Annotated in this window: 24 protein-coding genes and 2 pseudogenes; 14 read left to right on the top strand and 12 right to left on the bottom strand. The window is 67.1% G+C overall.

Translation table 11 applies throughout. The features are described 5' to 3' along the window. Positions 1-69 precede the first annotated feature (69 nt). Positions 70-1662: a methyltransferase domain-containing protein gene (locus tag AC0HI0_RS24090; RefSeq protein WP_480925765.1), complete on the top strand. Its 1593-nt coding sequence runs from the start codon at positions 70-72 to the stop codon at positions 1660-1662. Between the two features lie 24 nt (positions 1663-1686). Here AC0HI0_RS24090 and AC0HI0_RS24085 read toward each other — a convergent pair whose 3' ends face one another. Further along, positions 1687-2538: a dihydrodipicolinate synthase family protein gene (locus tag AC0HI0_RS24085; RefSeq protein ID WP_480925764.1), complete on the bottom strand. Its 852-nt coding sequence runs from the start codon at positions 2536-2538 to the stop codon at positions 1687-1689. 71 nt (positions 2539-2609) lie between these two features. On the opposite strand from AC0HI0_RS24085, the gene AC0HI0_RS24080 reads away from it, so the two are divergent. Continuing rightward, positions 2610-3491, top strand: a complete 882-nt coding sequence (locus AC0HI0_RS24080; RefSeq protein ID WP_480925763.1) for a LysR family transcriptional regulator — start codon at positions 2610-2612, stop codon at positions 3489-3491. Positions 3492-3509: 18 nt separating this feature from the next. Here the strand turns inward: AC0HI0_RS24080 and AC0HI0_RS24075 are convergent, their stop codons facing one another. After that, positions 3510-3635, bottom strand: a complete 126-nt coding sequence (locus AC0HI0_RS24075; protein WP_480925762.1) for a hypothetical protein — start codon at positions 3633-3635, stop codon at positions 3510-3512. Positions 3636-3736: 101 nt separating this feature from the next. On the opposite strand from AC0HI0_RS24075, the gene AC0HI0_RS24070 reads away from it, so the two are divergent. From AC0HI0_RS24070 to AC0HI0_RS24055, 4 genes are read left to right on the top strand one after another with little or no spacing between them, the layout of a single operon-like run. Next, positions 3737-4006, top strand: a complete 270-nt coding sequence (locus tag AC0HI0_RS24070) for a hypothetical protein (RefSeq protein WP_480925761.1) — start codon at positions 3737-3739, stop codon at positions 4004-4006. Between the two features lie 11 nt (positions 4007-4017). Next, entirely contained in the window at positions 4018-4824 is an 807-nt protein-coding gene (locus AC0HI0_RS24065) for a sensor histidine kinase (protein WP_480925760.1), read from the top strand. After that, entirely contained in the window at positions 4821-5261 is a 441-nt protein-coding gene (locus AC0HI0_RS24060) for a response regulator transcription factor (RefSeq protein ID WP_480925759.1), read from the top strand. Before AC0HI0_RS24065 ends, AC0HI0_RS24060 begins: the two co-directional genes overlap by 4 nt. A 58-nt stretch (positions 5262-5319) precedes the next feature. After that, positions 5320-5841: an O-acetyl-ADP-ribose deacetylase gene (locus tag AC0HI0_RS24055; RefSeq protein WP_480925758.1), complete on the top strand. Its 522-nt coding sequence runs from the start codon at positions 5320-5322 to the stop codon at positions 5839-5841. A gap of 6 nt (positions 5842-5847) precedes the next feature. Here the strand turns inward: AC0HI0_RS24055 and AC0HI0_RS24050 are convergent, their stop codons facing one another. Further along, on the bottom strand, positions 5848-7191 hold the full coding sequence (locus tag AC0HI0_RS24050; protein ID WP_480925757.1) for an MFS transporter: 1344 nt from the start codon (positions 7189-7191) through the stop codon (positions 5848-5850). A gap of 323 nt (positions 7192-7514) precedes the next feature. Here AC0HI0_RS24050 and AC0HI0_RS24045 point away from each other — a divergent pair, with 323 nt between their 5' ends. Further along, positions 7515-8804 carry a hypothetical protein gene (locus AC0HI0_RS24045; protein ID WP_480925756.1) on the top strand — a complete coding sequence of 430 codons (1290 nt, stop codon included), beginning with the start codon at positions 7515-7517 and terminating at the stop codon, positions 8802-8804. 15 nt (positions 8805-8819) lie between these two features. Here the strand turns inward: AC0HI0_RS24045 and AC0HI0_RS24040 are convergent, their stop codons facing one another. Both AC0HI0_RS24040 and AC0HI0_RS24035 read right to left on the bottom strand, forming a co-directional pair. Further along, positions 8820-8969 carry a hypothetical protein gene (locus AC0HI0_RS24040; protein WP_480934559.1) on the bottom strand — a complete coding sequence of 50 codons (150 nt, stop codon included), beginning with the start codon at positions 8967-8969 and terminating at the stop codon, positions 8820-8822. Between the two features lie 98 nt (positions 8970-9067). Then, positions 9068-9145 (bottom strand): annotated as a pseudogene (locus AC0HI0_RS24035) (hypothetical protein); the annotation flags it as partial. A 77-nt stretch (positions 9146-9222) separates the two neighbouring features. On the opposite strand from AC0HI0_RS24035, the gene AC0HI0_RS24030 reads away from it, so the two are divergent. After that, entirely contained in the window at positions 9223-9825 is a 603-nt protein-coding gene (locus tag AC0HI0_RS24030) for a DUF7711 family protein (RefSeq protein ID WP_480925755.1), read from the top strand. Positions 9826-9979: 154 nt separating this feature from the next. On the opposite strand, the gene AC0HI0_RS24025 is transcribed toward AC0HI0_RS24030, so the two are convergent. Then, on the bottom strand, positions 9980-10405 hold the full coding sequence (locus AC0HI0_RS24025; RefSeq protein ID WP_480925754.1) for a GNAT family N-acetyltransferase: 426 nt from the start codon (positions 10403-10405) through the stop codon (positions 9980-9982). A 535-nt stretch (positions 10406-10940) separates the two neighbouring features. Between AC0HI0_RS24025 and AC0HI0_RS24020 the strand changes: the two genes are divergently transcribed. Then, positions 10941-11123, top strand: a complete 183-nt coding sequence (locus tag AC0HI0_RS24020; RefSeq protein WP_480925753.1) for a hypothetical protein — start codon at positions 10941-10943, stop codon at positions 11121-11123. Next, positions 11116-11520 (top strand): PIN domain-containing protein, encoded by a 405-nt coding sequence (locus AC0HI0_RS24015; protein ID WP_480925752.1) that lies wholly within the window; start codon positions 11116-11118, stop codon positions 11518-11520. The genes AC0HI0_RS24020 and AC0HI0_RS24015 overlap by 8 nt, the downstream gene beginning before the upstream one ends. Before the next feature lie 31 nt (positions 11521-11551). On the opposite strand, the pseudogene AC0HI0_RS24010 reads toward AC0HI0_RS24015, so the two are convergent. Further along, positions 11552-11743, bottom strand: a pseudogene (locus tag AC0HI0_RS24010) (MBL fold metallo-hydrolase); the annotation flags it as partial. Positions 11744-11776: 33 nt separating this feature from the next. Between AC0HI0_RS24010 and AC0HI0_RS24005 the strand changes: the two are divergent. Both AC0HI0_RS24005 and AC0HI0_RS24000 read left to right on the top strand, forming a co-directional pair. Continuing rightward, a complete protein-coding gene (locus AC0HI0_RS24005; RefSeq protein ID WP_480925751.1) occupies positions 11777-13261 on the top strand; it encodes a recombinase family protein in 1485 nt (494 codons plus the stop codon). Between the two features lie 253 nt (positions 13262-13514). Then, positions 13515-15455, top strand: a complete 1941-nt coding sequence (locus AC0HI0_RS24000; RefSeq protein ID WP_480925750.1) for an ATP-binding protein — start codon at positions 13515-13517, stop codon at positions 15453-15455. Between the two features lie 20 nt (positions 15456-15475). On the opposite strand, the gene AC0HI0_RS23995 is transcribed toward AC0HI0_RS24000, so the two are convergent. Next, positions 15476-15979, bottom strand: a complete 504-nt coding sequence (locus AC0HI0_RS23995; protein WP_480925749.1) for a flavoprotein — start codon at positions 15977-15979, stop codon at positions 15476-15478. 528 nt (positions 15980-16507) lie between these two features. On the opposite strand from AC0HI0_RS23995, the gene AC0HI0_RS23990 reads away from it, so the two are divergent. Beyond that, positions 16508-16747, top strand: coding sequence for a hypothetical protein (locus AC0HI0_RS23990; RefSeq protein ID WP_480925748.1), 240 nt, complete (start codon positions 16508-16510; stop codon positions 16745-16747). Between the two features lie 320 nt (positions 16748-17067). Continuing rightward, on the top strand, positions 17068-18918 hold the full coding sequence (locus tag AC0HI0_RS23985; RefSeq protein ID WP_480925747.1) for an ATP-binding protein: 1851 nt from the start codon (positions 17068-17070) through the stop codon (positions 18916-18918). Positions 18919-19040: 122 nt separating this feature from the next. Here the strand turns inward: AC0HI0_RS23985 and AC0HI0_RS23980 are convergent, their stop codons facing one another. From AC0HI0_RS23980 to AC0HI0_RS23965, 4 genes are read right to left on the bottom strand one after another with little or no spacing between them, the layout of a single operon-like run. Beyond that, a complete protein-coding gene (locus AC0HI0_RS23980) occupies positions 19041-19763 on the bottom strand; it encodes a M48 family metallopeptidase (RefSeq protein ID WP_480925746.1) in 723 nt (240 codons plus the stop codon). Then, positions 19750-22842, bottom strand: coding sequence for a type I restriction endonuclease subunit R (locus AC0HI0_RS23975; RefSeq protein WP_480925745.1), 3093 nt, complete (start codon positions 22840-22842; stop codon positions 19750-19752). Before AC0HI0_RS23975 ends, AC0HI0_RS23980 begins: the two co-directional genes overlap by 14 nt. Next, the gene (locus tag AC0HI0_RS23970; RefSeq protein ID WP_480925744.1) at positions 22839-24095 is read right to left on the bottom strand and encodes a restriction endonuclease subunit S; all 1257 of its coding nucleotides are present in this window, start codon (positions 24093-24095) and stop codon (positions 22839-22841) included. Before AC0HI0_RS23970 ends, AC0HI0_RS23975 begins: the two co-directional genes overlap by 4 nt. Next, a complete protein-coding gene (locus AC0HI0_RS23965) occupies positions 24092-26527 on the bottom strand; it encodes a type I restriction-modification system subunit M (RefSeq protein WP_480925743.1) in 2436 nt (811 codons plus the stop codon). The genes AC0HI0_RS23970 and AC0HI0_RS23965 overlap by 4 nt, the downstream gene beginning before the upstream one ends. Positions 26528-26634: the final 107 nt, after the last annotated feature.

The following is a 26634-nucleotide window of genomic DNA, read 5'->3' as shown; positions in this document are numbered from 1 at the left end:
CCCCGGGGGAGCCGGGCGTTGCTCTCGACCTCGCCGGAGCGGGTTCCCGGCCGGCTACGATCCCAGGTCGTGGACCAGTCCGTGCCGGACCCCGCCGCCCCGGACCTCGCCGGCGTGCTGCGCGGGCTCGCCGAGAACCCGGCGCTGCCCGCCGACCTGCGCGCCGACCTGGCCGCCCGCCGCCCCGACCTGGCCGCGGACCAGCCGCAGGCCGGGCCGCCGGACCTGACCGCCGCGGACCTCGTGGCGCTCGCCACCGACCCGTCCCCGACCAACCGCTGGACCGCCGCCGAACACCCGGACCTGCCCGCCGACCTGCACCGCCGGCTGGCCCGCGACCCGGTCCCCGGCGTGCGCGCGGCGCTGGCCCGCAACCCGGCGCTGGCCGAGCCGCTGATCCGGGAGATGGCCGTCGACCGCACGCACGACGTGCAGCGCAGTCTCGCCCACAACCCCGCCGTCCCGCTCGACGTGCTCGCCGACCTGGCCGCCGCCACCCCGATCGGACCCACCCTGCTGCCCCGGGTGGCCGCCGCCGACCCGGACGAACTGCGCGGCCTGGCCGCCGCGCCCGACCCGGCGGTGCGGGTGTTCGTCGCCGAACGCCCGGACCTGCCCGGTGACGTGGTGCGCGCGCTCGCCGTCGACCCGGACCTCAAGGTGCTCAAGTCGATCGCCCGCCACCCGGCGGTGCCGGCCGAGCGCCTGCGCGCCCTGCTGGACGAGCACGGCGCCCGGATCGCGGCGTCCGTCGCGCGCAACCCGGCGTGCCCGCCGGACCTGCTGGACCGGCTGCTGGAGCTGGACGTGCCGAAGGTGCGCCGGGCCTTGGCCGGGCACCCCGCGCTGCCGACCTCCCGCCTGCTCGCGCTGCTGCACGACCCGGACTGGGGCACCGCCCGCGCGGCGGCGGCCAACCCGGCGCTGCCCCGCTCCGCGATGGCCGCCCTGCTGGCCGGCCTGCCCGCGTTCCCGGATTTCGCCCGCGCGCCCAACATCGCCGGCCACCCCGACGTCTACGAGCGGGAGAACGAGGCGATCGACCCGTCCGGCGCGCTGTGGACCGCGCTGCGCGCCGAAGCCGACTGGGCCGGCCGGACGTTGCTGGACCTGGGCTGCGGCACCGGGTTCTGGCTGCCGCGCTACGCCGACGCGGCCAGGGTGGTCGGCGTCGAGCCCGATCCCGACCTGCGCGCCCGCGCGGTGGCCCGGGGCGGCGGGGAGGTGCTGGCCGGCTCCGCCGAGCACATCCCGCTGCCGGACGCGTCGGTCGACGTCGTGCACGCCCGGTTCGCGTACTTCTTCCCGCCGGACTGCGAACCCGGCCTGCGCGAGGTGCTGCGGGTGCTCGCGCCCGGCGGCGCGCTGGTCGTGATCGACAACGACTGGCGGGCCGGCGAGTTCGCCGGGCTGCTGACGGCGAGCGCGTGGGCGACCGCTCAGGGCGCGGGCGAGACCACCGACGCCTGGTGGGCCGGGTTCGCCGCCCGCCGCACGCCGGTGATGTCCGCTTGGCGCTGCCGCGACGCGGCCGAACTCGACGCCGTGCTGCGCATCGAGTTCCCCGCCCACCTGGTCGACGCCTGGGTGCGCGAGCACCCGGACCGCCGCGAGATCAGCTGCGGCTACGTCCTGTTCACGGTCCGCCGCCCGCCCCGGTGACGGCGCCGGCGCGTCCGGACGAGGTCACCAGTCCTGGCACGCCTTCACCGCGTCGACCACCAGGTCGGGGTCGGCGGCGAGCAGCGGCAGCCGGACGTCGGGGGTCGGGATCCGGCCCTGCGCGTGCAGCAGGGCCTTGACGACGGTCGGGTTGGGCGCGGTGAACACCGCGTCGGACAGCGCGGCCAACCGGCCGCCGAGTTCCCGCGCGCGGGCCGGGTCGGTGCGCCACGCGTCGACCAGTTCGACGAACGACCTGGTGGCGAAGTGCGCGGACGCCAGGATCGCGCCGTGCGCGCCGAGCGCGAGCAGCGGCGAGATGAACAGGTCGTCGCCGCCCAGCACGGCGAACCCGGGGGGCGGGTCGGCGAGCAGGTGGACGGTGTCCGCGTCGATCCCGCCGACCGCGTGCTTGACGCCGACCACGTGCGGCAGCGCGGCGATCCGGCGCAGGGCGTCGGCGGACAACGCCTGCCCGGTCCGGTAGGGGATGTGGTAGACGACCAGCGGGACCGGGCCGGTGAGGTGGGCGAAGTGCGCGACCACGCCGGCCTCGCCCGGCCGGACGAACGGCGGCACGACGGCCAGCGCGGCGGTGGCCCCGGTGCCCTCCAGCGCGTCGAGGGCGTCCTGGGTGCTCGCGCCGACGATCAGCGGTGCGGACCGCTCCCGGCACACCCCGCCCACCACGTCCAGCACCCCGAGCCGCTCGTCGGCGGTCAGCGAACCGGGCTCGCCGGTGGTGCCCAGCGCGACGATCCCCGCCGCGCCGTCGTCCAACACCTCGTGCGCCAGGCGCTCCACCGCGTCGAGCGCGACCCCACCGGCGGCGTCGAACGGCGTGACCAGTGGGACGAATACCCCGGAAAGCGTCATGGGTACCAGGATCAGGCCGCAAAAGCGTAAGGTCCAGTTCACATTTCTGACGAGAACCGTAAGCTGTGCCGATGCTCGACGTCCGCCGCCTGCAACTGCTGCACGACCTGCGCCGCCTCGGCACGATCGCCGCCGTCGCGCAGGCCCACACCTACACGCCGTCCGCGGTCTCCCAGCAGCTGTCCACCCTGGAGCGCGAAGCGGGCGTGCCGCTGCTGGAGCGCACCGGCCGCCGGGTCACCTTCACCACCGCCGGCGAGGTGCTGGTCCGGCACGCGGAGACGGTGCTGACCGCGCTGGAGCGGACCTCGGCGGCGCTCGCCGCGTTCGCCGGCGGCCTGACCGGGCCGCTGCGCATCGGCGCGTTCCCGACCGCCGTGCGCACCGTCCTGCCGCCCGCCCTGGTCGAACTGGGCCGCCGGCACCCCGGCCTGGAGCTGATGGTCACCGAACTGGACCCGGTGGACGTCCCGGCCGCCCTGCACGACCGCCGGCTGGACACCGGCCTGCTCCAGGACTACGACACCCACCCGGTGAGCCCCGACCCGGCGCTGGAGAGCGTGCCGCTGCTGGACGAGACGGTCTACCTGGCCACCTCCGGCGCGGCCGGCACGCCCGCCGACTTCCGGGACGCCGCGTGGATCATGGGCAGCCCCGGCACGCTGTGCCACGCGGTCGCCGCGCAGGTGTGCCACGACGCCGGCTTCACCCCGCGCACCCGCCACCACGCCGACGACTACACCACCGTGCTCGCGCTGGTCGCGGCCGGTCAGGGCGTGTCCCTGGTGCCGCGCCTGGCCGCCACCGACCCGCCCGCCGGCGTCCGCCTGCTCCCGCTGCCGATCCGCCGCCGCACCCGCATCGCCTACCGCCGGGGCACCGCCGACCACCCGGCGATCGCCGCCTGCGTCGCGGCCCTGCGCACGTCGGCCGGCACCTACGCCGACCGCTGACCGCGCCCCACCTCGCGATCAGACCCCCAGAGCGCGGCGGGCGGTCACGTCCGGGGCGTGCGATCCGCACGGGATCCCGATGACAGCGCGCACGTCCCGGTTGCCCGGGGCCGGCACCACCGTGGTCGTCATGAACCCGCTCATCCTGGATCTCCCTGGCCGTCTCGACCGCCCTGGGCATCGCGATCGTCGCGGACGGCGACGACTGGACCGGCTTCGGCACGTGGGGCCTGGCCGGGTGCGCGTTGGCGTACCTGGTGATCGGCCTGGCGCGCGGCTGCGCCCGACGCCCGGCCGTGCTGACGGCGCAGGCGGCGGGCGCGCTCGCGTTCGGGGCCCTCGCGGGCACCGCGCTGCTCGCCCCGGACGTCGGCCGGTACGCGGTGGCCGCCGGGTGGCTCGCGCACGCCGGCTGGGACCTGTTCCACTACCGCGCGAACCTGGTCGTGCCCCGCTGGTACGCGCTCGGCTGCATCGTGGTCGACGCGTTCGTGGGGGTGTCGCTCGCGTGGTGAGGGGGCAGGCGGTGCGCCGTGCGCGCGTGCTGACGTCGGTGTCGCTGGGCGTGGCCTGGTCCACCAGTCTGATCGGGCCGGGCATCGGCCTGCTGCTGGAGACCCGGCCGACGCGGGTGGTGTTCGGCGCGGTCGGGCTCCTGCTGTTCACCGCCGCGCACGCCGGCGTCCTCTGCTCGACGGTGTTCCGGCGCGGCCGGACCCGGTGCGCGGTGGCGCTCGGCGCGGCGGGCGCGTCGCTCGTCCTGTCCGCCGACCCGGTGCACGGGCTGCTGATCACCGCCGGCATCGGGTCGGGTCTGGCGTTGGCGCACGTCCTGCCGGTGTGGTTGTGGGACCTCGTGGTGCAGGCGCAGGACGGGCGGGAGGCGCGGGCCCGGCTCGCGGTGATCGAGGAGCGGCTGCGGTTCGCGCGGGACGTGCACGACCTGCTCGGCCACCGGCTGACCGTGATCGCGCTCAAGGCCGAACCCGCCGAGCGGCTGGCCCCGGTGGACGCCTCCCGGGCCGCCGCCGAAGCGGGGGAGGCCCGTGCGCCGGCCGCGTCCGCCCTGGTCGACCTGCGGGAGGCGGTCGACGGCTACCGGGCGGTCGACCTCGCCGAGCAGGCGTCGGCGATCGAACAGGTGCTGACCTCCGCCGGCGTGCGCTGCGCGGTGACCCTCCCGACCGAGCTGCCGCCCGCCGCCCGTGAACTGTCGTGGGCGTTGCGGGAGGCGGGCACGAACGTGCTGCGGCACAGCTGGGCGCGGTGGTGCGTGATCGACGTCACGCGCGAGGACGGGGTGTTCACGCTGGTGGCGACGGTGCCCACGTGATCCGCGTGCTGCCGGCCGACGACGAGGAGCTGATCCGGGTCGCGGTGGCCGCGCTGCTGGGCTTGGAGCCCGACATCGAGGTGGTGGCGCACGCGGCGGACGGCCGCGCGGCCGTGGCGGGCGCGAAGGCGTTCCTGCCCAAGGGTTCTCCCGGCGGGGCGCCGGCCGACGTGATCCGCCGGGTGCACGCGGGCGGCCGGTACGTGGACCCGGCGTTGGCCGCCGACGCCCTCACCACCTCGCCGTGCCCGCTGACCCCGCGCGAGCTGGAAGTGCTGCGGCCGGCCGAGTACGACACCCCGGTCGCGGTGATCGCCCGGAAAACCCACCTGTCCAACGGAACCGTGCGCAACCACCTGTCGGCGGCGGTGGCGGAACTCGGCGCGGCGGGCCGCGCCGAGGCGTACCTGACGGCCCACGACAACGGCCCGCTCTGACATCCGCCCTGCGCGAAACAGCGCCGGCAACCGTTCCCCGGTGTCGGATGCTTGGCGGATGGTCACGATCGAAGTGGTTCAGGGCGACATCACCCGCCAGGCCGTGGACGCCATCGTCACCGCGGCGAACGAGTCGCTGCTGGGCGGCGGCGGGGTGGACGGGGCCGTGCACCGGGCGGCCGGTCCGCGCCTGGCCGAAGCCGGGTCGCGGGTCGCGCCCTGCGCGCCCGGCGATGCGATCGCCACCCCGGCGTTCGACCTGACCCCGCCCGTCCACCACGTGATCCACACCGTGGGCCCGGTGTGGGAGGGCGGCCGCCACGGCGAAGCCGAGGTGCTGACCTCGTGCTACCGCCGCAGCCTGGAGGTGGCCGGCGAGCTGGGCGCGCGCAGCGTCGCCTTCCCCGCGATCGCCACCGGCATCTACGGCTTCCCGTCGGCGGAGGCGGCCCGCATCGCCGTCACCACCATCGCGAACGCCGACACCGAGGTGACGTCGGTCCGCCTGGTCGCCTTCGACCCCGAAACCCACGCCGCCCTCGCCGACCACCTCAACCAACTCAACCGTCTCGACCGCTGACCTACGTCACCGGCCGTTCTGCCGCCGCAGCAACACGTTCGCCCCGATCGCGGCGGCGAGACCGGCGAACCCCAGCACCACGACCACGACCCGCACCGCACCGGTGAACCCGGCGGGCTCCCCGCCGCCCAGCAAGGTCAACGCCGAGCCCACCGCCGCGAGCGAGACCGTCTCGGTGGTCAGCCGCGCGGTGTTGAACAGCCCGGCCGCCGTCCCGGCGCGGTCGGCGGGCACGCTCGCCAACGCCAGCCCGTCGACCACCCCCGTGGTGAGCCCGACCCCGATTCCGGTCAGCAGCAACGCGATCCACGGCACGCCGGCCGGCCCGACCGCCACCAGCCCGACCACGCCGACCGACGTGGTGAGCACCGCGCCGGTGGCCAACAGCCGGGGCGACCGCCGCGCGACCGCCGCGCCCAGACCCGGCAGCAGCACGGAGGGCGCGGTCGGCACCAGCATCCACAGCCCGGCCCGCGTCGGGTCGAGCCCGACGACGTCGATGAAGTACGACGGCAGGTACACCAGCAGCGGCACGAGCAGCCCCATCATCGCCGCCGCCACCAGCGAGTAGCCGAGGAACGCCCGGTCGCCGAGCAGCGCGAGGTCGAACACCGGCACGGCCGTCCGCCGTTCCACCCGGACGAACCCCGCCACGGCCACCACCGCCGCCAAGCCCACCGCGAGCACCGCCGGGTGCCCACCCCCGAGCGCCGGGGCCTCGACGAACACCCAGATCAACGCCCCGAGCCCGACCGTGAACAGCAGCCCGCCGGCCCAGTCGACCCGCTGCCCGCTGCCCCGGCCCGGCGGCAACGCGGGGCACAGCACCAGCGCCAGCCCCGCCAGCAGGGCAGGCACCCAGAACACCGCCCGCCACCCCGCGAGGTCCACCAGGAACCCGGACACCGCGGGCCCGAACGCCACCCCGACCCCCAACACGGTCCCCAGCGCCCCGAACGCCCGGCCGCGCGCCGCGCCGTCGAACGCGGAGGCGAGCAACGACTGCCCGGTGGCCGTGGCGACCGCCGCCCCGACCCCGGCGAGCAGACGTGCCACGACCAGGACCCCGACGTCACCGGCGACCGCGCACAAAGCGCTGCCGACCAGGAACGCGGAAACCCCGACGACGTAGAGCCGCCGCCGTCCCAGCACGTCGGCGAGCGAGCCGCCGAACGCCAGGAACGCGGCGAAGCACAGGTTGTACCCGGCGACCACCCACTGCGCGGCGGTCGGCGAGGCGGCCAGGTCACCCGTGAGGGCGGGCAACGCCACCGAAGCGCCGGTGATGGTCAACGGGAAGGACAACGACGACAACAGGACGGCCGTCACGACGAAGGCACGACGATTCACACCGACCACCGGCCGGTGACGTCACAGCGGAAGTGCACGGAAGGCTCCGGATCTCCAGGAGAGGGAGCCGGGTAGCGCTCAGAGGCCACACCGGCGAGGACTCGCGGTGCGACGGCGCGATGCGCGGTTGTCTACTGGTTCACGCCGCCGCGAGGGCGGCGAAGCGGTCCGAGGCGGGCACGCACCCGAGCGTATCCGATCACCGCCCCCGCTCCGGCCCGGTTTTCCCCCCGGCGAGCACATCGGGAACTGGGACGTGCTCGGGTCTCCCGCCTTGGACAAAGCGCCGTCGGACGGGCCACACGTCGGCTACCTTGCGGTTCGTGGAGCACCCTGTGAACCGCGACGCGACCGGCTGGACCTGCGGTGCCGTGGCGCTGTCCCTGGTCGCCCTGCTCAACGTCAGTGCCGCTGCCCAGGACCTGATCACCAGCGAAGGCGCGGAGTTCCGGGTCGACGGGTACGCGTTCGTGGTGCTGGGCTTCGCGGCTCTCGCCGCCGTCGTCGGGCTGCGGGAGACCGCGCGCTGGCCGTGGCTGCTGCTCGTGGGGTCGCTGAGCACCGTGCCCGGGGTGGTGGTGCGGCACTGGACGTTGCTCGACGGCGGTTCGCTGGTCGACAGCGTCGTGCAGGGCACGTGGGTCGCGGGTGCGGTGCTGATCGTCCTGGGCGCGCTGGCCGCAGCGTCGACCGTTCCCCGCTGGGGCCCCGCCCTGGCAGGTGCGGCGGTCGGGATCCAGGTCGTCGCCGCGGTGCTGGTCGCCCTGCCGTGGCTGGAACTCAAGGACCGCCCACCCCTGGTGGACCTGGCCCTCGCCGGTGCGGGCGTGCTCGGCGGCCTGCTCGCCGTCCTGAAGACCGCACACCGAGCCGACCCGTCGAGCCGGAAGTCCGCCCGGGTCGGGGCGTGGGCGGCGGCCCTGCCGATCGTGCTGATCATCGTCGGCTACCCGCTCGGCGCGGAGTACCCCGTGCTCGCGGCAGGCGTGGCGGGACTGGTCGTGCTGGCCTGCGCCGCCAAGCAGGCCACCGCCCTGGCCCCCGGAGTACTGCTCCGCACCGGAACCGCCGCACTGGTCCTCTACGCCATGGCCGCGCCCCTGGCGGTGGCGGCCTACTTCTCCGTCGGCCGGCTCGACTCGCTGTGGCCACCCGCCCTGGCCGGTCTGGCGGCCGGCGTGGCAGCGAGCCTGGCGGGCCGCCCCCTGCTCCTGGCCGTCCCCGCCACCGCCCTGGTCTGCTTCACGATCGCGACCGCAGCCCCCACCACCGGCACCTACGAGGAGATGGAGACCGCCGCGCCCCTGGTCCTGCCCGCCGCCGTGCTGCTCGGCGCGGCCGTCGCGGCGGTGACCTCCACAGCGGCGGCGGTAGCCCCGTCACTGATCGCCGCGCACGCCCTGCCGATAGCCCTGGGGCCGCTGCTGATCGCGGCCGACCTGGGGATCCGCAACGCGCTGCAACTGGTCTTCCAGTACACGTTCGACGAGTACAAGCTGCCCGAGCTGGCGCGCATGCCGGGGTGGGCCATCGTGTCCGGCGCGGCCACCGTCATGCTGCTGGTCGTCTGGGCGGTGGACCGCCGACGCGCGCCCGTAGACGTGCGGAGCTGAACGCCTAACGCCGCGCTACCCCGTCGTGAGGTCGAGAAACGGGCCGATCAGGGCGGCGACGATATCCGGTGCGTGTTCGATGCCGTAGTGGCCGACCCCCGGCAGTTCGGTAACGAGGCCCTTCGGGAAGGCGGACTTGAACAGCGGGAGGACGTGCCGGGCCACGGCTCTCCTCGGGGTGGGGAAGGCCGAGGCGTACGCGTCGATCCGCCGAAGTCGTGCACGACCGGCGTGATGTCCCGCAGTCCGAGGTCGAGCACCAGGGCTTCGAGGTCGTCGAGGTGGTCCTGCAACCAGTACGTGCCGGTCGGCGGGTGTCGCGCGGTCTTGCCGAAGCCCATGTGGTCGGGCACGACGACCCGGTGGGTCGCCGACCCCGGCCGGACGCGCCCCGCCCGGCGTGGACGAGGATGGCGCGGTGAAGTGGACGCGTGCGGTGCACCACCTGCGGGAACTGGCGGAGAAGTGCGCGGAGCTGCACGAGCGGCCCAACCCGATCCACCGGCTGGACGTCGTCGGGCTGTGGGCGGTCGGCGACATCCTCGGCGTGGCCCGTGACCTCGACCGGGTCACCGTCGCGCTCGCCGTCGACCTGCCCGTGGACGAGGTGCCGTGGCTCAGCGAGCCGATCGGCGCGGAACACTGGAGCAACTCGACCCGCCTGTCCCGCAGTCCCGTCACGCCCCTGTGGCGCTCGGCGCACGGCCCGGTCTGGAACCACCGCGTCGACCGGCCTGTCCTGGTGTGGGACGCGGAAGGTGGCGTCGCGGAGGACGCCCTGTCGGCGTTGACGGAGGGCCGTGGCGATCAAGTCCGCCCGACCGCGCCGAGCCCGGACGCCCTGCGCGAGCGGCTTGCCGACGAGCTGGCGCTGAGCCTGCGCGCACTACGCGACCGGACCCGCGTCTACGAGGAAAAGCGCTGGCAGCCCGGCAAGCTGGAGCCCGTCGCGGACAACCTGTGGCGCGCCGGCGAGGGCTACCTCGACGTGCTGGACGCCGTCACGCGCGCTTCCGGGTGATTCGGGCCTTCCCCGTGGTGGGCGGAATGTCGGTTGGGGGTTGGCTGGTCGCTGCCCAGCGTCGGGCGGGTGGAGGTCTTCGTCCTGTGGCACGTCCGCCATGCCAGGTCCGCCGACGGCTCGGGCGAGCACGTCGACCGGGTTCGTGCGCCGGTCAGGACGGGGTCGGCGGTGCGTCCGGGGTGGCGTGCAGGGGGATCAGTCCGGCGTCGGTCGGGCGGAAGCCGCAGCTGTCGAAGTAGAACGGGCGCAGGTGCGGTTCGAAGTCGACGTGCAGCCACTCGCACCCCGCGGTGCGGGCACCTTCCGTGGCGTGGCCGATGAGCTGCCGCCCCACCCCCTGACGCCGGACCGCGCTCGCGACCAGGGTGTCGAGCACGAACGCGTGACACGCGCCGTCCCACGCCACGTTCACGAAACCGACGAGAACGTCCTGCTGCCGGGCGCAGACCCAGCCGAGGCTGTGCCGGTTCACCTGCGTCCACCAGTCGTCGTCCAGCACCGGGTGGTCGAACCCCTCGGCGTGCAGGACGTTCACCTCACCGTTGTCGAACCGACCGCGCCACTCGTAGGTGATCATCGCGCCAAGCTACGACGGTGGTCGACCCCGTGTCCTGGCCATTTCCGTCCGCCCGGCGGACGGTCTGTCCTACTCGATCGGGTGATTCTTCACGGAGGGCGGCGGGGGTCTGCCCGACGTCCTGATCCAGGGCGTCCACGACTCGGTGGCCCGGAAACGTCTCTGGCCCCCCGCTGTTGGAGGGCGGGCACCCCGAGATCGTCACCGACGCCGAGGTCCGGTTGGAGGCCGAACCGCAGAAGCGGCTCCGTCTCTTGGCCGCCCGTACCCGTCAGGACCGACCCGCCGGGTACCTGCCCAACGCCGAGTCGTCGCCGTGCAGCGACGCGAAGTCCTCCAGCGACGTGGTCTGCCCCACGCCGTCACGACGAATCACGCGAGCGGTGAACAGGCCCAGCGCATGTAGCTCGCTGTGCTACGCGGGGCTACATTCGGTCGGTGAAGGTCATCAGTCAGCGGGAGTTCCGCAACAACTCCGCTGCGGTCATGGACGCGGTCGAGGCCGGGGGAGACCTTCCACGTCACCCGCAACGGCGTGGAGATCGCCGAGGTCCGTCCCCTGGCCCGCCGCCAGCGGTGGACGGCCGAGGAACTGGTGGAGCGGCACCGGGGGCTGCCGCAGGTCGGTCACGACCGCCTGCGGCGTGAGGCCGACGACCTCTTCGGTGGTGAAGACCGGATCGGTGGGGACGACCCGTGGGAGCGCAGTCGTGGCTGAGCGGCGCGAGTCGGGTGTGCTGGACACCTGCACCTACATCGACCTGGGACTGCTCGATCCGGCGGTGCTGCCGAAGATTCCCGAGTTGACCGCGATCACCCTGGCCGAACTGCACCGGGGCGTGGCGATGGCGAAGGGCGCTGCCGCACGTGCCGCGTGGATCGAGAAGTTGGGCGCGGCGCTCGTGGAGTTCGAGCCGTTGCCGTTCGACGGTCGGGCCGCCGCCCGTTTCGGCACGCTGGTTGCGCTGGCCCTGGACGCGGACCGCGACCCGAAGCCGCGTCACCTGGACCTGATGATCGCCGCCATCGCCTCCGCACGCGGACTGCCGCTCTACACGCGCAACGCGAAGGTTTTCATCGGGCTCGACGGCGTGGTCGAGATCATCGAGGTGTGAGGAGCGGGGCCGGGTCAGGCCCCGCTCGGGTTCACCAGCCGCGTGCGCGCCACTCGTCGAGGTGGGGTCGTTCCTTGCCGAGCGTCGAGTCGTCGCCGTGGCCGGGGTAGAACCAGGTGTCGTCGGGCAGTTCGTCGAAGATCCGGGTCGACACGTCGTCGATCAACGACGTGAAGTCCTCCGGCGACGTGGTCCGCCCCACACCACCCGGGAAGAGTAAATCACACTAGCGGTGAACACGCGCTAGCCTTGGTGCATGGACGAGGCGGTGGGGGTCTACGCCCGTATCAGCGAGGATCCGCTCGGGCTGGAGAAGGGCGTGAAGCGCCAGGTCGCAGACGGTCTGACCTTGTGCGAACAGCGTGGCTGGACGGTCTACGACAAGTTCGTCGACAACGACCTGTCGGCGCTTAAGGGCGGTCCTAGACCCGAGTACGACAGGCTGATCGAGGCAGCGGTTTCCGGCAGGATCACGAAGATCGTGGCGTTCCAGATGTCCCGGCTTTGGCGCAACCGCCGGGAGCGGGCCGATGCGATCGAGAAGCTGTCGAAGGCCGGAGTGTCGGTTGTCCTGGTGAAGGGCTCCGACATTGATCTCACGTCCGCCTATGGCCGCGCGCTGGCAGGTCTCCTCGGTGAGTTCGACACGATGGAGTCAGAGGTCAAGGCCGAGCGGGTCGAGGCCGCAGCCAAGCAACGTGCCGAGGAGGGCAAGGCCAACGGCGCGGTGCTGTTTGGCTGGCGGCGGGTGAAGATCCGCAACAACAGCGGTGAGGTCGTGGACTGGTACGACGAGGTCGAGCCGGAAGAGGCGGCCATCGTCCAGGAGATCGTGGAACGACTGTTGTCGCGTGAGTCGCTCAACGCGATCACTGCGGACCTGAACGAGCGCGGAGTTCTGACACCACAGGGCGGCGGTAAGCCTTGGCGGACGAGTTCCGTGCGCAAGCTGGCGCTGCGCCTGGCGAACATCGCCAGGCGGCCACGAGGCCGGCAGGACTTCGGCCCGGCCGCGTGGCCACCCATCATCGACCGCGCCCGGCACGACCAGGTTGTCGCGTTGCTGAACGACCCGTCACGAGTCACTACACGCGGTGGGGCGCGGCAACATCTACTGACGTTCGGCATCGGTCAGTGCGGTAGGCCGGGTTGCGGCATCCGGCTTCGTGTCGTCATGAGATGGATCAACCCGCGTCACAAGGAGAAAGGCAAGGTTCCTCTCTACGTCTGCGACGGCCCGTCATCGTGTGTCGGTCGACGCCAGAGTTGGGTGGACGACCTTGTAGAGCGTGTGGTCGTCCGACGCCTGCAAGAGCCCGATGCCCGTGACTTGCTGGCTCGGGACGACGACAAGGCACGAGCCGCCCGTGAGCAGGTGGAGACCATCCGCGCCCGGCTTGACGGTGCCGCCGACGACTATGCAGACGGGACCATCGACCGCGAGCAGATGCGGAGGATCACGGCGACCCTGCGTCCGGAGTTGGAGAAAGCCGAGCAGGAGTCGATGCGTGCCGTTCGAGGAATCCCTCAGGACATGCTGGGAGACATCATCGGTGCCAAGGCCCAGGAGCGTTGGCGTGCGCTGAAGGTGACTCAGAAGCGAGCGCTGCTTGAAGCGATGGGCGTTGTGGTGACGATTCTGCCTTCACGCGGCGGTGCTGGGTTCAAGCCTGAGTTGGTCGACGTGCGGTTCATGCCAGGGGAGAAGCGCGACGCGGCGGCCGTGGAGAATCTCAAGTAGGCGGCCGTCACCATCTGTAGTCGGTTGGGGCATCTTGGTGATCAGTAGGTGGAGGGCAGGCCGCCGCTGGATGCGGATGACATCGCTGCTTGGCCGAAGTGATCATGTATGCACATGGCTGACATGGTGGTGCATTACTCCTCCCGGATGGTGTTCACGGCGTTTGGTGGATCAACCACGGCATCGCAGTTAGCCTCGACTTGTGACTGCCGTCCAAGCTGGTTCTCGGGAACGCGACTTCGCCATTAGGGTAATGGGGCGCACGCTGGAACACCTCGGTGTCCAGATGTACAAGCGGCGCGACGCAGCCCTGGCGGAGTTGGTCGCAAATGCGTGGGACGCTGGCGCGAGTCGTGTGGAGATTACGCTGCCACAGCCTTCCGAGTACGACACGGAAACTAGCTTCATGACGATTTCGGACGACGGAAGCGGCATGGACGAGAGCGGTGTCGAGAACCACTACCTGGTCATTGGCAGGAATCGTCGGGCCATGGGTCAAGGGGATCCTAGTGGTCGTCGAGTGATGGGTCGCAAGGGTATTGGAAAGCTTGCGGCGTTCGGTTTGGCGAAGAGTATGAGAGTGACCACTTGGCGGAACGGCGAGGTGACCGAGTTCGAGTTGAACTCGGAAAGCCTGAAGACGGACGCAGGGCAGGTTGCCAATGTGACAATTAAAGGTTCCGTCCGTTCTACGGGTGATGATGTCAAAAGTTCCTCGGGGACGATCTTGAACCTGTCCGGGCTGAAGCATAAAACACCATTGGATCCAGAGGAGTTGAGGCGCAATCTCGCTCGGCGGTTCAGTCGGACTGTTCTTGGTCGGATGGCCATTGTCGTCAACGGCGAACCGGTGGCGGAGCCGATCACGGACCTGGAGTACCGCGAGCCCGCTGCCGATGAGATCACAGCTCGGCTGGACGATGGCAACGAAGTGAAGTGGTGGGCAGGGTTCAGTCGTACTGTGCTGCCGACCGAGTTGCAGGGACTTACCATCCTTGTCCGGGGAAAAACGGCTCAGGTTGGACCATTCTTCTTCCATGTTGAGAGTACGGCCTCTGGTCAGCACGGCACCAAGTACCTGACCGGGGTGATCGAAGCCGACTATTTGGACGACGGCGACGACGACGGATCGGACAAGATCTCTACAGATCGACAGGAGATCGACTGGGCCGACGAGGGTACCGCGCCTCTCCATGAGTGGGGCGATGCCCTCGTGCGCAGACTGCTCCGTGAACGTGCGAATCAGCGAGGCGAAGCCGCAGTGTCCGAGGTCCGGGCCGACCGTGGATTGTACGAGCGAATCGAAATTCTCGACCCTCCTTCGAAGCAGCGTGTACTTGAGTTCGTGACCAAACTGGGTGGCGCAAATATTCCTACTGACAAGATTCGGGGCCTCGCGGAGACCGTCGTACGCGTGTACGAGTACCGGCACTTCCATGACTATATCCAAGAATTGGATGCGGTTGCCGAAGATCCGGACCTGCTGGCTCAGACGCTCGACTACCTGCATGGTTGGAAGGTGGTCGAGGGGCGGGCGATCCTTGAGATCGTCAAGGGTCGAATAGACATCCTCGACAAGTTTCACTCAATGATCGTGGACAACGCTCCGGAGACCGCCCCGTATCTCGGTTTCGAGAACATGCACGACCTTCTGGGCGACTATCCTTGGCTCATCAATCCTGAGTGGCAAGTCTTGGCTGAAGAGAAGCGGTTGACAACGCAGTTGCGTGAGTGGGGCGACCAGGACATCGATTCGACCGACCGTCGCCGATACGACTTCCTTGCGCTCGAAGGTGATGAAACCCTCGTCGTCGTCGAGATTAAGAGGTCGGGTCACCCGGTCACCCTTAAAGACTTGCAGCAGGTCGAAGGGTATGTCGACGCTCTTTCGGAAGCCAGTCGCAATGTTCGGGGTGCATTCATTACGGGTGAGAGGTACGCGCTTTCGGATCGGGTTTTGAGAGACTGGAAGGCGCGTGAGACCGTTGAACTACTGCTCTGGCGGGATATCTACCAGCGAGCTCGCTCCTTCTACGACCACTACCGGTCTGTATTGGAAGGAGATGCGACCGACGACTTCTTCAGCAGGAAGATGCGGGAAGTCGCTCGCACCCGTAGCGTGCTTGACACTGGCGCGTACCGCGGTGTGGAGCGGCGCAGCGAAGGCTTGGGTCCACAGGACGTCGGCGGCTGAACGCACGAGCATCAACGGGCTCACTCCACCGCATCAAGGGCCAGGTGCCACGGGTAGTTGGCCATGACACGACCTCCGTGCCTAGGCGGATGGGGCTGGAAGCCACCTTCACCGAAGAGAACCTTCACGCCTGCTGCTCGCAACGCGCTGATGCTGCGGTCCAGCACTGCGTTCGCGGCGAGGGCAGTGTTCACGAACGGTAGGACCGCGATCGGCACACCGAGACCGGTCAACTCCGCGAGCTGGGTCAGGACGTAGGTATCGGCGATACCGGCCGCCCACTTGTTGATCGTGTTGTAGGTGGCCGGAGCCACGATGACGGCGTCGGCGCGGGAGAGTGCGGCCTGACCTTGGCGCTGGTAGCTGGTACGGACGGGGTGACCGGTGAGGTGTTCGAGCTTGTCGAGCGCGAGGAAGTGCTCGACGGCGGCAGGCGTGGCGACGCAGTAGACGGACCAGCCTCGCTCGTGGGCCAAGGTGATGACCTTGTCGACGTGGTCGGCCGGGCCTGCGCCGCAGATCATCAGGTAGAGAACGTGCTCGGTCGTCGCGTTGGACGAACGCCTCGAACCCGGCCGCTATACCTCGCGTCCACTGCTCGTCGGGAGGCTCGGTCTGCGCGAGGCGAAGCGCGCGAAGGCCGCCGACGGCGCGTCGAATCTCGCCGACCGAATAGGAATCCGGTGCGGCGGACGACGGCACGGCCAACCGTTGCGGCGGTCGTTCCCCCGCGATTCTGGTGTTGTTGCCAGCCCCCACGAGACCACGTTAGATCATGTAGGGCGCTTGGTCGAACTACTCACGAACAGTGCGGCGATAATTACTCATCGGCCTTAGCGACGGACCGTAGCGGTCAAATGACAGCAATCGGGCTTCGAAGTTGGGTAGGGTTGAGGAATCCGCATCCTCGGTGGGCTGCGGCGCAGCGAGGGCTCAGTCGTTGGTTGAACGGATTACGGAACCCATAGGCGGTGCGGGCTTTGTGCTTGACGACCCGGTTGATGCCTTCGCCTGCGGCGTGGTGAGGCCGGTGAGGATGAACGCCCTGATCTATGGCGACCAGGCTGGACGGTCCTGGCCAGACGCTCGACCTCGCCGACGCCGCTGTCGGCGCAAGTCCCATCCGTGCAGCCACGCGCCGCCAGGGCGGCCTGCTCACCTCCCGCCGCGAGGGCAAGACCGTCTACTACCGCGCCAACCCGACCGGCCTCACCGCCGCCCTCGCCGACTTCAGGCAAATCTGGCAACCTGCTGTCCGCCCACTACCAATAGGCGCGACGTCGGCGGAATGAGTGTGCGCCTCACATGCTGTCGCCGTGCCTCCGGTGACAGCATTTCGTAACTGCCTGCTCTCAGCCTGTGCGTTCACGCCTCGATCCAGCCCAACTGGCTGCTGCAGCTGGGTGGTTGTGCGTGCGGATGTGTGACTATTCACGCAGGATCTCCGGATGGCGTGGAAACCGGTGCACACAGGACGTGACTTCCTGGGGAGACAGACCTACACCAAAGCCAGCGCGGTGGACGCGATCAGCGAGTTGATGTGGAACGGTCTCGACGCCGAAGCCGATGAGGTCGACATCGACATCGAGACCACGACAGCGGGGCCAGGGAGATGCGGTACGTCACGCGGGTTGTCGTAACCGACAACGGCCACGGCATGAGCCACGAGCGGGCCGAGTCGGCGTTCCTGTCCCTTGGCGACTCGTGGAAGCAGTCGCTGAACCGCCGCACCGTCAACAACAAGCGGGCGTTGCACGGCGAGAAGGGCGTGGGACGGTTCTACGTCTACTCCATCGGCGGACACGTTCGTTGGACCAGCGTGAGCGCGGATCCCGGCGGCCAGTGCAACATCAGGGTCGAGATCGTCGGGGAACAACACCGGTGGGAAGGCTGCTCGATCGAGGACCCGGTTCCCACCGAGGAGACCACTGGCACGCGGGTGGTAATCCATGTCGAGCAGGGCCGTTCCAACACAGCGCTGCTGCGCGAGGACTTCCCGCTTCAGCTCACCGCGCGTCTCGCGAGCCACTTGTTGGCCGACTCCGACATCGTGATCCGTGTGAACGGTTTCGCTCTGGACCTGGTGGGGTTGATCGAAGGCGAACCGTTCGACGTTGCCCTGGACCAGCTTCCAGCCGGGCAACTTGGCGGGCATGAGGTGCCGAAGCTGACGATCGTGGACTGGACCGACCGCATGGGCAGAGTCCCGGCACTGATGCTGTGCAACGAGAACGGCATGGCGTTGGTGGCTGCGGATCGCCCGAAGGCGAATCCGGCGGTGAAATCGACTGGTTACCTGTGCTGGTCTGGATTCGTCGACTCGCCCGCCGACCTGGCGCTCGCCCACGTGCACCACCACGACCTCCTGGAGGAGGCGACCAGGGTCTACGAGGAACACGTACGTGAGCGCCTCGGCGCGACCACAGCCACGGTCGTCGCCCGCATGCAGGCCGAGGGCATCTACCCGTACCCGACAGACCGGGTGGACGACCCGATCCTCAGCGTCGAGCGGGACATGTTCGACCTTGTCGCCGTGACCGCCCGCGGCACGTTGACCGGCGGCAACCGCCAGCAGCGTGAGATGAACTCCCGACTGATCAAGCTGGCGCTGGAGGAGCGCTCGGAGAGCTCGGACACCGTGTTGGCCGCCACGCTGGAGATGTCGCACGAAGAAAGGGACCAGCTGGCCTACATGCTGCGCCAGTCATCCCTCGGCCACATCGTCGGCGCGGCGACCGAGGTCACCCGGCGCGTCGACTTGATCCTGGCGCTGCGACAGGCCATCTACGGCAGCGACATGCGCAGGCGGATGCGTGAGGTCGACCAGCTGCACCCGTTGGTCAAGGACAACACGTGGCTGTTCGGCGAAGGGTGGCGGCTCAGCCGCAGTGAACCCGGCCTGACCACCGTCCTCCGCGACGACGTCCTGCTCGAAGCGGATCTCATAGCATCAGGAGGTCGGGTTCTCCGTGACAACGGGCGTGCTGGCCGGTTGGACTTGGTGCTCCAGAGAACGATCCACACGCCCGACCTCCAGCACCGGCTGGTAATCGAGTTGAAGCGCCCGAAGGTGGCACTGGGCAACAAGGAACTGCGCCAGGTGCGCAGCTACGCACGAGCGCTGAGCAAGAACGCGGCGACCGGGCGGGGCAAGTGGACCTTCTGGCTGGTCGGCGCCTCCATCTCCGAAGAGATCGAAGACGAGGTCAACCAAACCGACCGCGAGTGGGGGCACGTCACCAAACAAGCCGACTACGACATCTATGTGAGACCCAGTGGGGACAGCTGCTCGACGACGCGGCCAAACGCTTGGAGTTCTACCGCGAGCAACTCCGCTACGACATCAGCCAAGAGGAAGCCGTCGCCCGAGTGCGTGAACGCCACTCGGCTCTGCTGCCCGAAGAACAACGCTCTGCATAGGAGCGAAGAGGCTTTCCGTGCAACTTCTTGTGACGTTGGGTGATCAACTTTGTTGATCACGTGGACCGGCGGGGCTCGTGATGGAGGAGGACCAAGGCGGCCGCGACGATGTCCCCGAGGCGCCAAGCCGCGGTAGCGGCGTGGAAGCATCCGCTCCTGTAGCGGTTATGTCCACCGCTCCTGCGTAAGGGGGGCATTGTTCAGTTGATCGCGGAGGGTTCGCCAGTTCGGCATGAACGTGTCCATGAGCTTGGTGAAGCGCGGACCGTGGTTGCGTTCGAGGTGGTGCGTCATCTCGTGAACGACTATGTACTCCAGGCAGTCCGGGTGTTTCTTGGCGAGCTCGACGTTGAACCAGATGTGGCCGGTTTCGCGGTTGCATGATCCCCACTTGGTCTTCATGCGCCTGATAGTCCACCTTGGCACTGACGCATCCAGCCGTGGTTCCCACTTGGCAATCAGGCTCGGGATCGCCTGTCGCAGTTGTTCCCGGTGCCATCGATCGAGCAGTGTGCGTCGATGTTCGGCTGCGGTACCCGCTGGTACATACAGCAGCAGCCGCTCGCCGTCTGTCTCGAAGTGAGCTCGTCCAGAGCGCTCGATGACCTTCAGTCGGTAGCGAGTTCCCCACACGTAGTGAGACTCGCCTGTGACCATCTCGCGTTCGGACTGACGTGCAGCGGAGCGAAGCTCCTCGCGTCGCCGCTTGATCCACGGCAGCCGCTGGATGACAGCCAGCCGGACCTGCTCATCGTCGAGTCTGTCCGGGGCGGCTACACGAACCCGTCCCAGGGGTGGATAGACACCGATGTGTAGGTGCTTGATGTCCTTATAAAGGACGTCGACGTCAATGCCGCGGATGGTCAGGTGCGCACTAGCGGTACTCATGACGTGCCCTGATCAGCTCGAACAGTTCATCGAGATGCTCGAAGTCATCAGGCAGAGCCAGTGCGAGTGCGCGCTTGACCTTCTTCTCCTTGATCGGGTTACCCACCCACGAGTCGGGCTTGGTATGCCACATAGTTTCGTCGATCTTGACGGCCAGTTCGGCCGATGGCCAGCAGAAGTCGATCAGGGCGCGGCGTGCACCGTTGTTGGCCCACTCTGGATACTCGGTATCTGATTCACCCTTGCCGAGCTTCGTCGCATGCTCCAGCAGCTTCGCCAGGTACTCCTTATAGTCCAGAGCTCCCTGACGTCGCTCCTCAAGGATGGCGTCGAGCACCTCGGACATCTTGTCGTAGTACTTCGGGTTCATGGCGCGCTCGTCGATGATGAGCTTGCGCATGTTGTTGGTGATCGTTTCCGCTACCGCTTCGGGGTCCTTCTTGATACCCGAGGGAAGCTTGTCGAGCGCACCAGTTCCCATCTCGACGATGAGCTGGATCAGCCCGGTGTCCTGGAAGTTGGAGACCACTTCGGAGGGCTTGGCGCTGATGTAGGTGTCGAGCAGGTGGCGCATGCCAGCCTCGTACTGCTTGAAGTCGACGTTCTCGCCGGCTCCGAGCTTGACCTCGTCACGCACGTTGGCGTAGTGAGCGATCTCGTCCTTGATCGCTACGGCTTCGGCATCGCTGTAGCCAGCGGCGCTCATCTCGTTGGCGAGGTTGCCGTACGCCCGGGTTACAGCCGCGACCGCCTTGTAGAGTTCGACGCGCTTGGGCTCGTTTGCTTTTAGCTGCTCGGCGTTGCCCTGCTCGTGGGCGCAGAAGTACTGCTGATAGTGCAAGGTGTTCTTCGGCGGTTCAACCGGCTCGCACAGCGCTCGCATCTTCTCCAGCGCTTCATCGAGGTCTTCGCGGGCCTTCTCGATGCGGTCGGATAGCAGGCCCTCGATGTCCTTCTTCTCGTAGCCATCCAATGCACCGCCGGTATAGTCGGTGATGGCGGACTCAAGGGAGTTGAATAGGTCTCGGTAGTCGACGATGTAGCCGTAGTCCTTGTCGTCGCCGTCGAGGCGATTGACCCGGCAAATTGCCTGGAACAGACCGTGGTCCTGCATCTTCTTGTCGATGTACAGGTACGTCGCGCTCGGTGCGTCGAATCCAGTCAGAAGCTTGTCGACGACAATGAGTAGCCGCATCTGGCCCGGATGGTTGATAAACCGGTCCTTGACGTCCTTCTCGAACTGTTCGACCTTAGTCATAGCCTTATCGGCAGGCTCATTGAAGTGATCGGCGAGCATCTGCCGATAGATCTCGTACTGGCGCAGCCGCTCCGTAGCGCCGTGGCCAGAGTCCTCCTTGGCGATATCGCCAGCCTGCGGTGTGTAGGACGTGACGATGGCGCACTTGCCCTTGAATCCAGCCCGAGTGAACAGCTCGTAGAACTTACATGCCTGGTAGATGCTCGAACTGACGAGGATCGCGTTGCCGCGGCCATCTGACAGGCGCGGCTTAATCTCCATATCGAGCAGGATGTCGTCGACGATCTGTCGGGCGCGCGGCTCCGAGCTGACGACCTTCTGCATGGTGCCCCAGCGCTTCTTGAGCTCGGCACGGGACAGGTCCGTCATGCCCCTCGTTTTAGCTTCGAACCACTTGTCGACCTTCTCGGGCGAAGTCAACTCCTGATCGATACTGCGCGCCTCGTAACGCAGGTCCAGCACGACGCCGTCGGCCACACCCTCATCGAACCTGTAGATGTGGATGAAGCTGCCGAACTTCTCGATGGTGGTGGCTTTGTCTGCCTTGAGCAGCGGTGTGCCGGTGAAGCCGATGAACATAGCGCCCGGCATGAGCGCTTTCATGGCGTCGTGCATCTTGCCCGACTGGGTGCGGTGGGCCTCATCGACGAAGACGAAGATGTTGCCCTTGGCGTGGAAGTCTTTGGGGATGGTTGCGTTCAGCTCCCGGATGAAATCGCTCTCGGCCTGGTCATCAGCAAGGTCGCCTTCCGTGCTGCGGAACTTGTGAACCAGCGAGCATATCAGCCACTCCTCGCTCGCGTTCAGCGTAGCGATGAGGTCAGCGCCGCTCTTGGTGCGGTAGATGGACTCGTTGACCCCGCCGAACACCTTCTCGATCTGATCATCCAGCTCGGTACGGTCGGTGATCAGCAAGACTCGTGGGTTTGTCCCAGCCTGAGACTCCCGGATCCACTTGGCCAGCCACACCATCGTCAGCGACTTGCCAGAGCCCTGCGTGTGCCAGATGATGCCGCCCTCGCGCTTGGCTATCCGCTCTTGAGCCTCCTTGACCCCGAAGTACTGGTTATGCCGACACGTCTTCTTCTGGCCCGAGTCGAAGACCATGAAGTCATGGACCAGCTCAAGCAGGCGCTTCTTCGAGCAGAGCTGCGCCAAGGAACGATCGAGCGGGTCGGCGATATCGGACGGCTCACGCCACGCCAGCCAGTATTTCTCCGGCGTATCGATGACGCTGTAGCGCAGCCCTTCCACGTCGTTACCGGCCATTACGAGCTGCACTGTCGTGAAGAACGACCGAATGAACTCGGGCCGTTGGTTTCCATAACTTTGCCGAATACCCTCGGAAACGGCGACCTTCGAGCGCTTCAACTCGATCGTCCCGAGTGCGATTCCGTTGACGTACAGCACGATGTCCGGGCGCTTGGTGTGCTGGCCCAGCACCGTCACTTCCTCCGCCAGGGCGAAGTGATTGGCCTCCGGGCGTGCCCAGTCGATGAGCCACACCGTCTCCGTCTGCTCGCCAACGCCGGGCTTGGCCTTCACCCCATACCGCAGCAGGCCGTAGACATCACGGTTTGCCTCATACAGGTCACGACCACCACCGAGCGAAGCGTCGCTCTTTAGCTTGTCAACCGCCTTGTTGATCAGGTTGTCACTGTAGCCGCGAGCACGGAGGTTCTGCGCGAGCAGTTCGACCTCAACGTTGGAGTTTCCCTCGCGATACTCCCAGTTGCCGAAGTATTCATAGCCGAGTCGCTCGCGGAACAGGTTGACGACGCGCTCTTGGGCCTTGCGCTCAGGTTGTCCGACGTTACTCATACCTCGCTCTCCTTGACCGGAAGGCGGGTACGGCCAGTCAGTAGCTGCTGCATCATGCCTTGCCTGACGGCATCGACTTTGGCCAGACGCTTATCAAATAGACGGACCTCTTCGTCGACCTTCTGTACCGCGCTGACGATGGCCTGCTGTTCTCGAATGCCCGGCACTGCTATCTGAAGTTGCGCATACTCGCGTCCGTTAATACCTGGCTGACCGCTACGAACAGAAGTCCGACCTACCCAGTCCCAATAGCGCGTCGTCTGCGCAAAGAAGGCTAGATATTTTGGCTCAAGAACTTCCGGGTTTGGAGCAATGTTAATAAGGAAGCCCGCATAGACGAGTACCCCATCCCGGGTGTCGTACAAATATGACTTACCCACACTGGCACCTGTACGCGCGAAGACGAGTTCTCCGTCATGGAGTATGTAGTCGGCCGCATTACGGTGCCTAACGCCTACCCGCGGGTGAGGTGTAAAGCGTCCGGAATCGTCGATATCTGTGATGCGGATGTAGGTGTGTGTGTCAACCGAAATCGACACTGCTGCCGCATTGATTCCATATCGAGGCGGACGCTTCAAGAGACTTTCCAACCTAGCTTCGCGCCAAGGGTCGTCGAATCCAGGCAATCGCGTCCTGCCCGTCAAGAGCTGCTGAATCATACCCTGCTTGATCGCCTGCTTCTTGGCGATCATCCGTTCTAGCGTGGCGATGTGGTCGTCGGCATCCGTTAGAGCGTCTGCAATTCTCGATTGCTCCGCCAGCGGGGGAACTACAGTCGACAACGCCGCAACAGCGGTAAGATTCATTCCAGCCTTAGCTCCGGTATCCGTCGATCCGACGAACCGGCGCTGCGGCTCCCAACTTGCGAGGTAATACGCAACGAAACGGCTATCCACAAGTCTAGGATCCAGGCGTACTCGTGCAATATGCTGGTTGATATACGCAGGCTTGGGGACTTGATCGTCGACGTAGCCAATAATCCCGATGTCTGCCGTGATCGAGATTAGGAGATCGCCAGATTCGAGTCTTGTGCGCCGCGCCTCGGCATCGTTGGGATCGATTTGAACAAACCGTGAACTGCTCAGGTCGAGGTGAATGTTGCTTCGATCGAGATTCGTGATTCGAACGAACAGGTTGCCGTGATCAGCGTAGTATGCTGCCCAGCCTCGCGACCCGCTAGTGACCTGGCCGCCGAGCTCGGCCAATGTTTTGACTTGCCAGTCCTGCGGAATTGTGGCCCTATGAGAAGTCATCGATGAACTCCCATCGTAGCAAGGTGCTCTTCGATTCTTGCCTCAATGCCCGCAAGCGATGCGTTCAAGTGTTCGACTGTCTCGGCGTAGCGCTTGCCCAACTGCTCGATACGGCGCACGAGGTCGAGTGTCAGCGACTCAGTCTCCGACGCCACGCGGTTGATAACCGTTGCGCGCCACTTGTCATCGAGCACCAGTTGCTTGATCTCGGGTAGCGTGAGGTCGCCGTACTTTTTGAGAATCACCAGATCGAGCGCAGCCTGGGCTTCCTTGACGGTTTTCTTGGCGATGGCCTCGTCGTTGTACAGCCTGATCAGATGTTGGAGAGCATTGATTTCCTCGGGGTCCGCTCTTTCGTGCTGTGCCACCTTGAGTCGGGTGGAAGCAAGAGCCTTAGTGATCTTGCCATCATCGATCACCTCGGCGAGCACGCCGTCTTCGGCGGCATGTTCCTCGATGTACTCCTCGACAGCACGGCTGGCTTCCTCAGCTGCCGCGTTTAGCATGTCGACCTCGGCCTGCTCGTCCGCAAGGTAACGCGCGACGACAAGTGGAGGAGGGATGAGGTCCATCTTGTACTTGGTGGCGCTACGCCCCGACCCGACGACAAGGTCCGGCGTCTCGGAGAGCTTGCGCTCCTTGTCTTCGATGGTCTTGCGAGGCTTCGCCGCGTCGGTCCATCCCTCGTTCATGATGAGGAAGACATCGTCGTGCATGACGCCGTGCCAGTACGTCATGAGCTGCTCGTAAACGTCGTACTCGTCGAGCAACGGCGTGTCCTTGAACCGCGCCAGTAGGTCGTCGCTGATGTGGGCGATCAGATCCTTCGGGACGGTGTCAGCGTTCAAGGCTTGCAGGATCGGCCGGTGAGTCGCAAACCAGTCGTTGACCTGGCCGCGCACATCGGTAGCGAACTTCTGAAACTCGACCGAGTCCAAGATGGTCTGCTGCACCTCGCCTACGCCGACCGCCAGGTCGCTGTAGCCGGGGCGGTTTGGCTTGAAGAGTGTGGCGCGAAGGCTTGGGAACGCCTTCCAGTACTCGCTGAGTGCGTCCAGATCACGGTCCGGGATCCCACCATGCAGGTGAGCGTGAAGGTCTTGGATGTCCTCTGGCTCGGAGGAATCGATGTAGCGCGGGATGTTGAGATTGTAGTCGTTCTTCGGGTCGGCGATCTCGTGGAGCGGCACCATGCGTGAGTAGCGCTCGATCTCGAGCTGCCTGTTGAAGACGTCGACGATCTTGTGGATGTCCTGGCTGCGAAGACGGTTCTTGTTACCGTCCTTGATGGACCCCTTGGATGCGTCGATCATGAACACGCCGGTGCGCGCCTGCGCGTTCTCCTTGTCGAGGACAATGATGCAGGCCGGGATGCCGGTGCCGTAGAAGAGGTTGGCGGGCAGGCCGATGATGCCCTTGATGTAGCCGCGGCGCAGCAGCTCCCTGCGGATGCTGGCCTCGGCGTTGCCACGGAAGAGGACGCCGTGCGGCAGGATGACCGCGGATTTGCCGTTGCTCTTGAGCGACTTGAGAATGTGTAGAAGGAAGGCGTAGTCACCGTTCTTCTCTGGCGGCCGGCCGAACTCGAATCGCCCGTATTCGTTCTCCAAGCCGTTGCTCCACGACTTGAACGAGAACGGCGGATTGGCCACGGCGAAGTCGAAGGTCCGCAGCTGGCTTCCCGCGGTGAATTGCGGGCTGGTGATCGTGTCACCCTTGAGGATGTCTGCGTCCTCGTTGCCGTGGAGGATCATGTTCATTTTGGCCAGCGCCCAGGTGGCGTTGTCCTTCTCCTGGCCATAGATCGTGATGCCGCGGGGTGCCTCGTCGGCCACTTTGAGGAGCAACGAACCCGACCCACACGTGGGGTCGTAGACCGTGTGATCCTGCCGAGTGCCCGGTCCGACGCCGACAACCTTGGAGAGTACGCGCGAGACCTCGGCCGGGGTGTAGAACTGCCCCTTCGACTTGCCTGACTCGGTTGCGAAGTGCCGCATCAGGTACTCGTAGGCGTCGCCGAGCAGGTCGTCGCCCTCAGCGCGGCTTCCCCGGAAGTCCAGGTCAGCGAAGATCGTCACCAGCTTGGAGAGCCGGTCCTGCATCTCCTTGCCCTTGCCGAGCTTCTCCTCGTCGTTGAAGTCGGCAAGGTCGATCACCTTTTCGAGCTCGTTGGCCTTGGCGAGCCGGCCGATGATCTTATTGATCTTGTCGCCGATCTCCTTGTCACCCTTGAGAGCGACCATGTCGTCGAACGACCCACCCGTCGGGACGTCGATCAACGAACTTCGGTCGGCCTTGGCCTTGTCCGTCACGTACTTCACGAACAGCAGCGTGAGGATGTAGTCCTTGTACTGGCTGGCGTCCATGCCGCCGCGCAGCTCGTCGCAGCTCCGCCAGAGCGAGCTGTACAGGTCCGACTTCTTGAGAGCCATTACGCCGTCACCCCCTTGCCCGCGTCGAGATCAGAACCTGGCCGCGAATCCGCGGCGAGGCGTGCGGGTGACCTATCCATTCTGCGGTATCCATCCCTTACGTCACG

Source organism: Saccharothrix sp. NBAS 001 (genome assembly GCF_056640475.1).
This window is presented reverse-complemented; position numbering and strand designations above follow the sequence as displayed.

Bases quoted from the DNA above. Each gene is read 5' to 3' on its own strand.
- AC0HI0_RS23965 (WP_480925743.1), bottom strand. From the start codon at position 26,527: ATGGCTCTCAAGAAGTCGGACCTGTACAGCTCGCTCTGGCGGAGCTGC.
- AC0HI0_RS24000 (WP_480925750.1), top strand. From the start codon at position 13,515: ATGGGGCGCACGCTGGAACACCTCGGTGTCCAGATGTACAAGCGGCGC.
- AC0HI0_RS23975 (WP_480925745.1), bottom strand. From the start codon at position 22,842: ATGAGTAACGTCGGACAACCTGAGCGCAAGGCCCAAGAGCGCGTCGTC.
- AC0HI0_RS23985 (WP_480925747.1), top strand. From the start codon at position 17,068: ATGCGGTACGTCACGCGGGTTGTCGTAACCGACAACGGCCACGGCATG.
- AC0HI0_RS24080 (WP_480925763.1), top strand. From the start codon at position 2,610: ATGCTCGACGTCCGCCGCCTGCAACTGCTGCACGACCTGCGCCGCCTC.
- AC0HI0_RS24005 (WP_480925751.1), top strand. From the start codon at position 11,777: ATGGACGAGGCGGTGGGGGTCTACGCCCGTATCAGCGAGGATCCGCTC.
- AC0HI0_RS23980 (WP_480925746.1), bottom strand. From the start codon at position 19,763: ATGAGTACCGCTAGTGCGCACCTGACCATCCGCGGCATTGACGTCGAC.
- AC0HI0_RS24055 (WP_480925758.1), top strand. From the start codon at position 5,320: ATGGTCACGATCGAAGTGGTTCAGGGCGACATCACCCGCCAGGCCGTG.
- AC0HI0_RS23990 (WP_480925748.1), top strand. From the start codon at position 16,508: ATGGCGACCAGGCTGGACGGTCCTGGCCAGACGCTCGACCTCGCCGAC.
- AC0HI0_RS24085 (WP_480925764.1), bottom strand. From the start codon at position 2,538: ATGACGCTTTCCGGGGTATTCGTCCCACTGGTCACGCCGTTCGACGCC.
- AC0HI0_RS23970 (WP_480925744.1), bottom strand. From the start codon at position 24,095: ATGACTTCTCATAGGGCCACAATTCCGCAGGACTGGCAAGTCAAAACA.
- AC0HI0_RS24075 (WP_480925762.1), bottom strand. From the start codon at position 3,635: ATGAGCGGGTTCATGACGACCACGGTGGTGCCGGCCCCGGGCAACCGG.
- AC0HI0_RS23995 (WP_480925749.1), bottom strand. From the start codon at position 15,979: ATGATCTGCGGCGCAGGCCCGGCCGACCACGTCGACAAGGTCATCACC.
- AC0HI0_RS24025 (WP_480925754.1), bottom strand. From the start codon at position 10,405: ATGATCACCTACGAGTGGCGCGGTCGGTTCGACAACGGTGAGGTGAAC.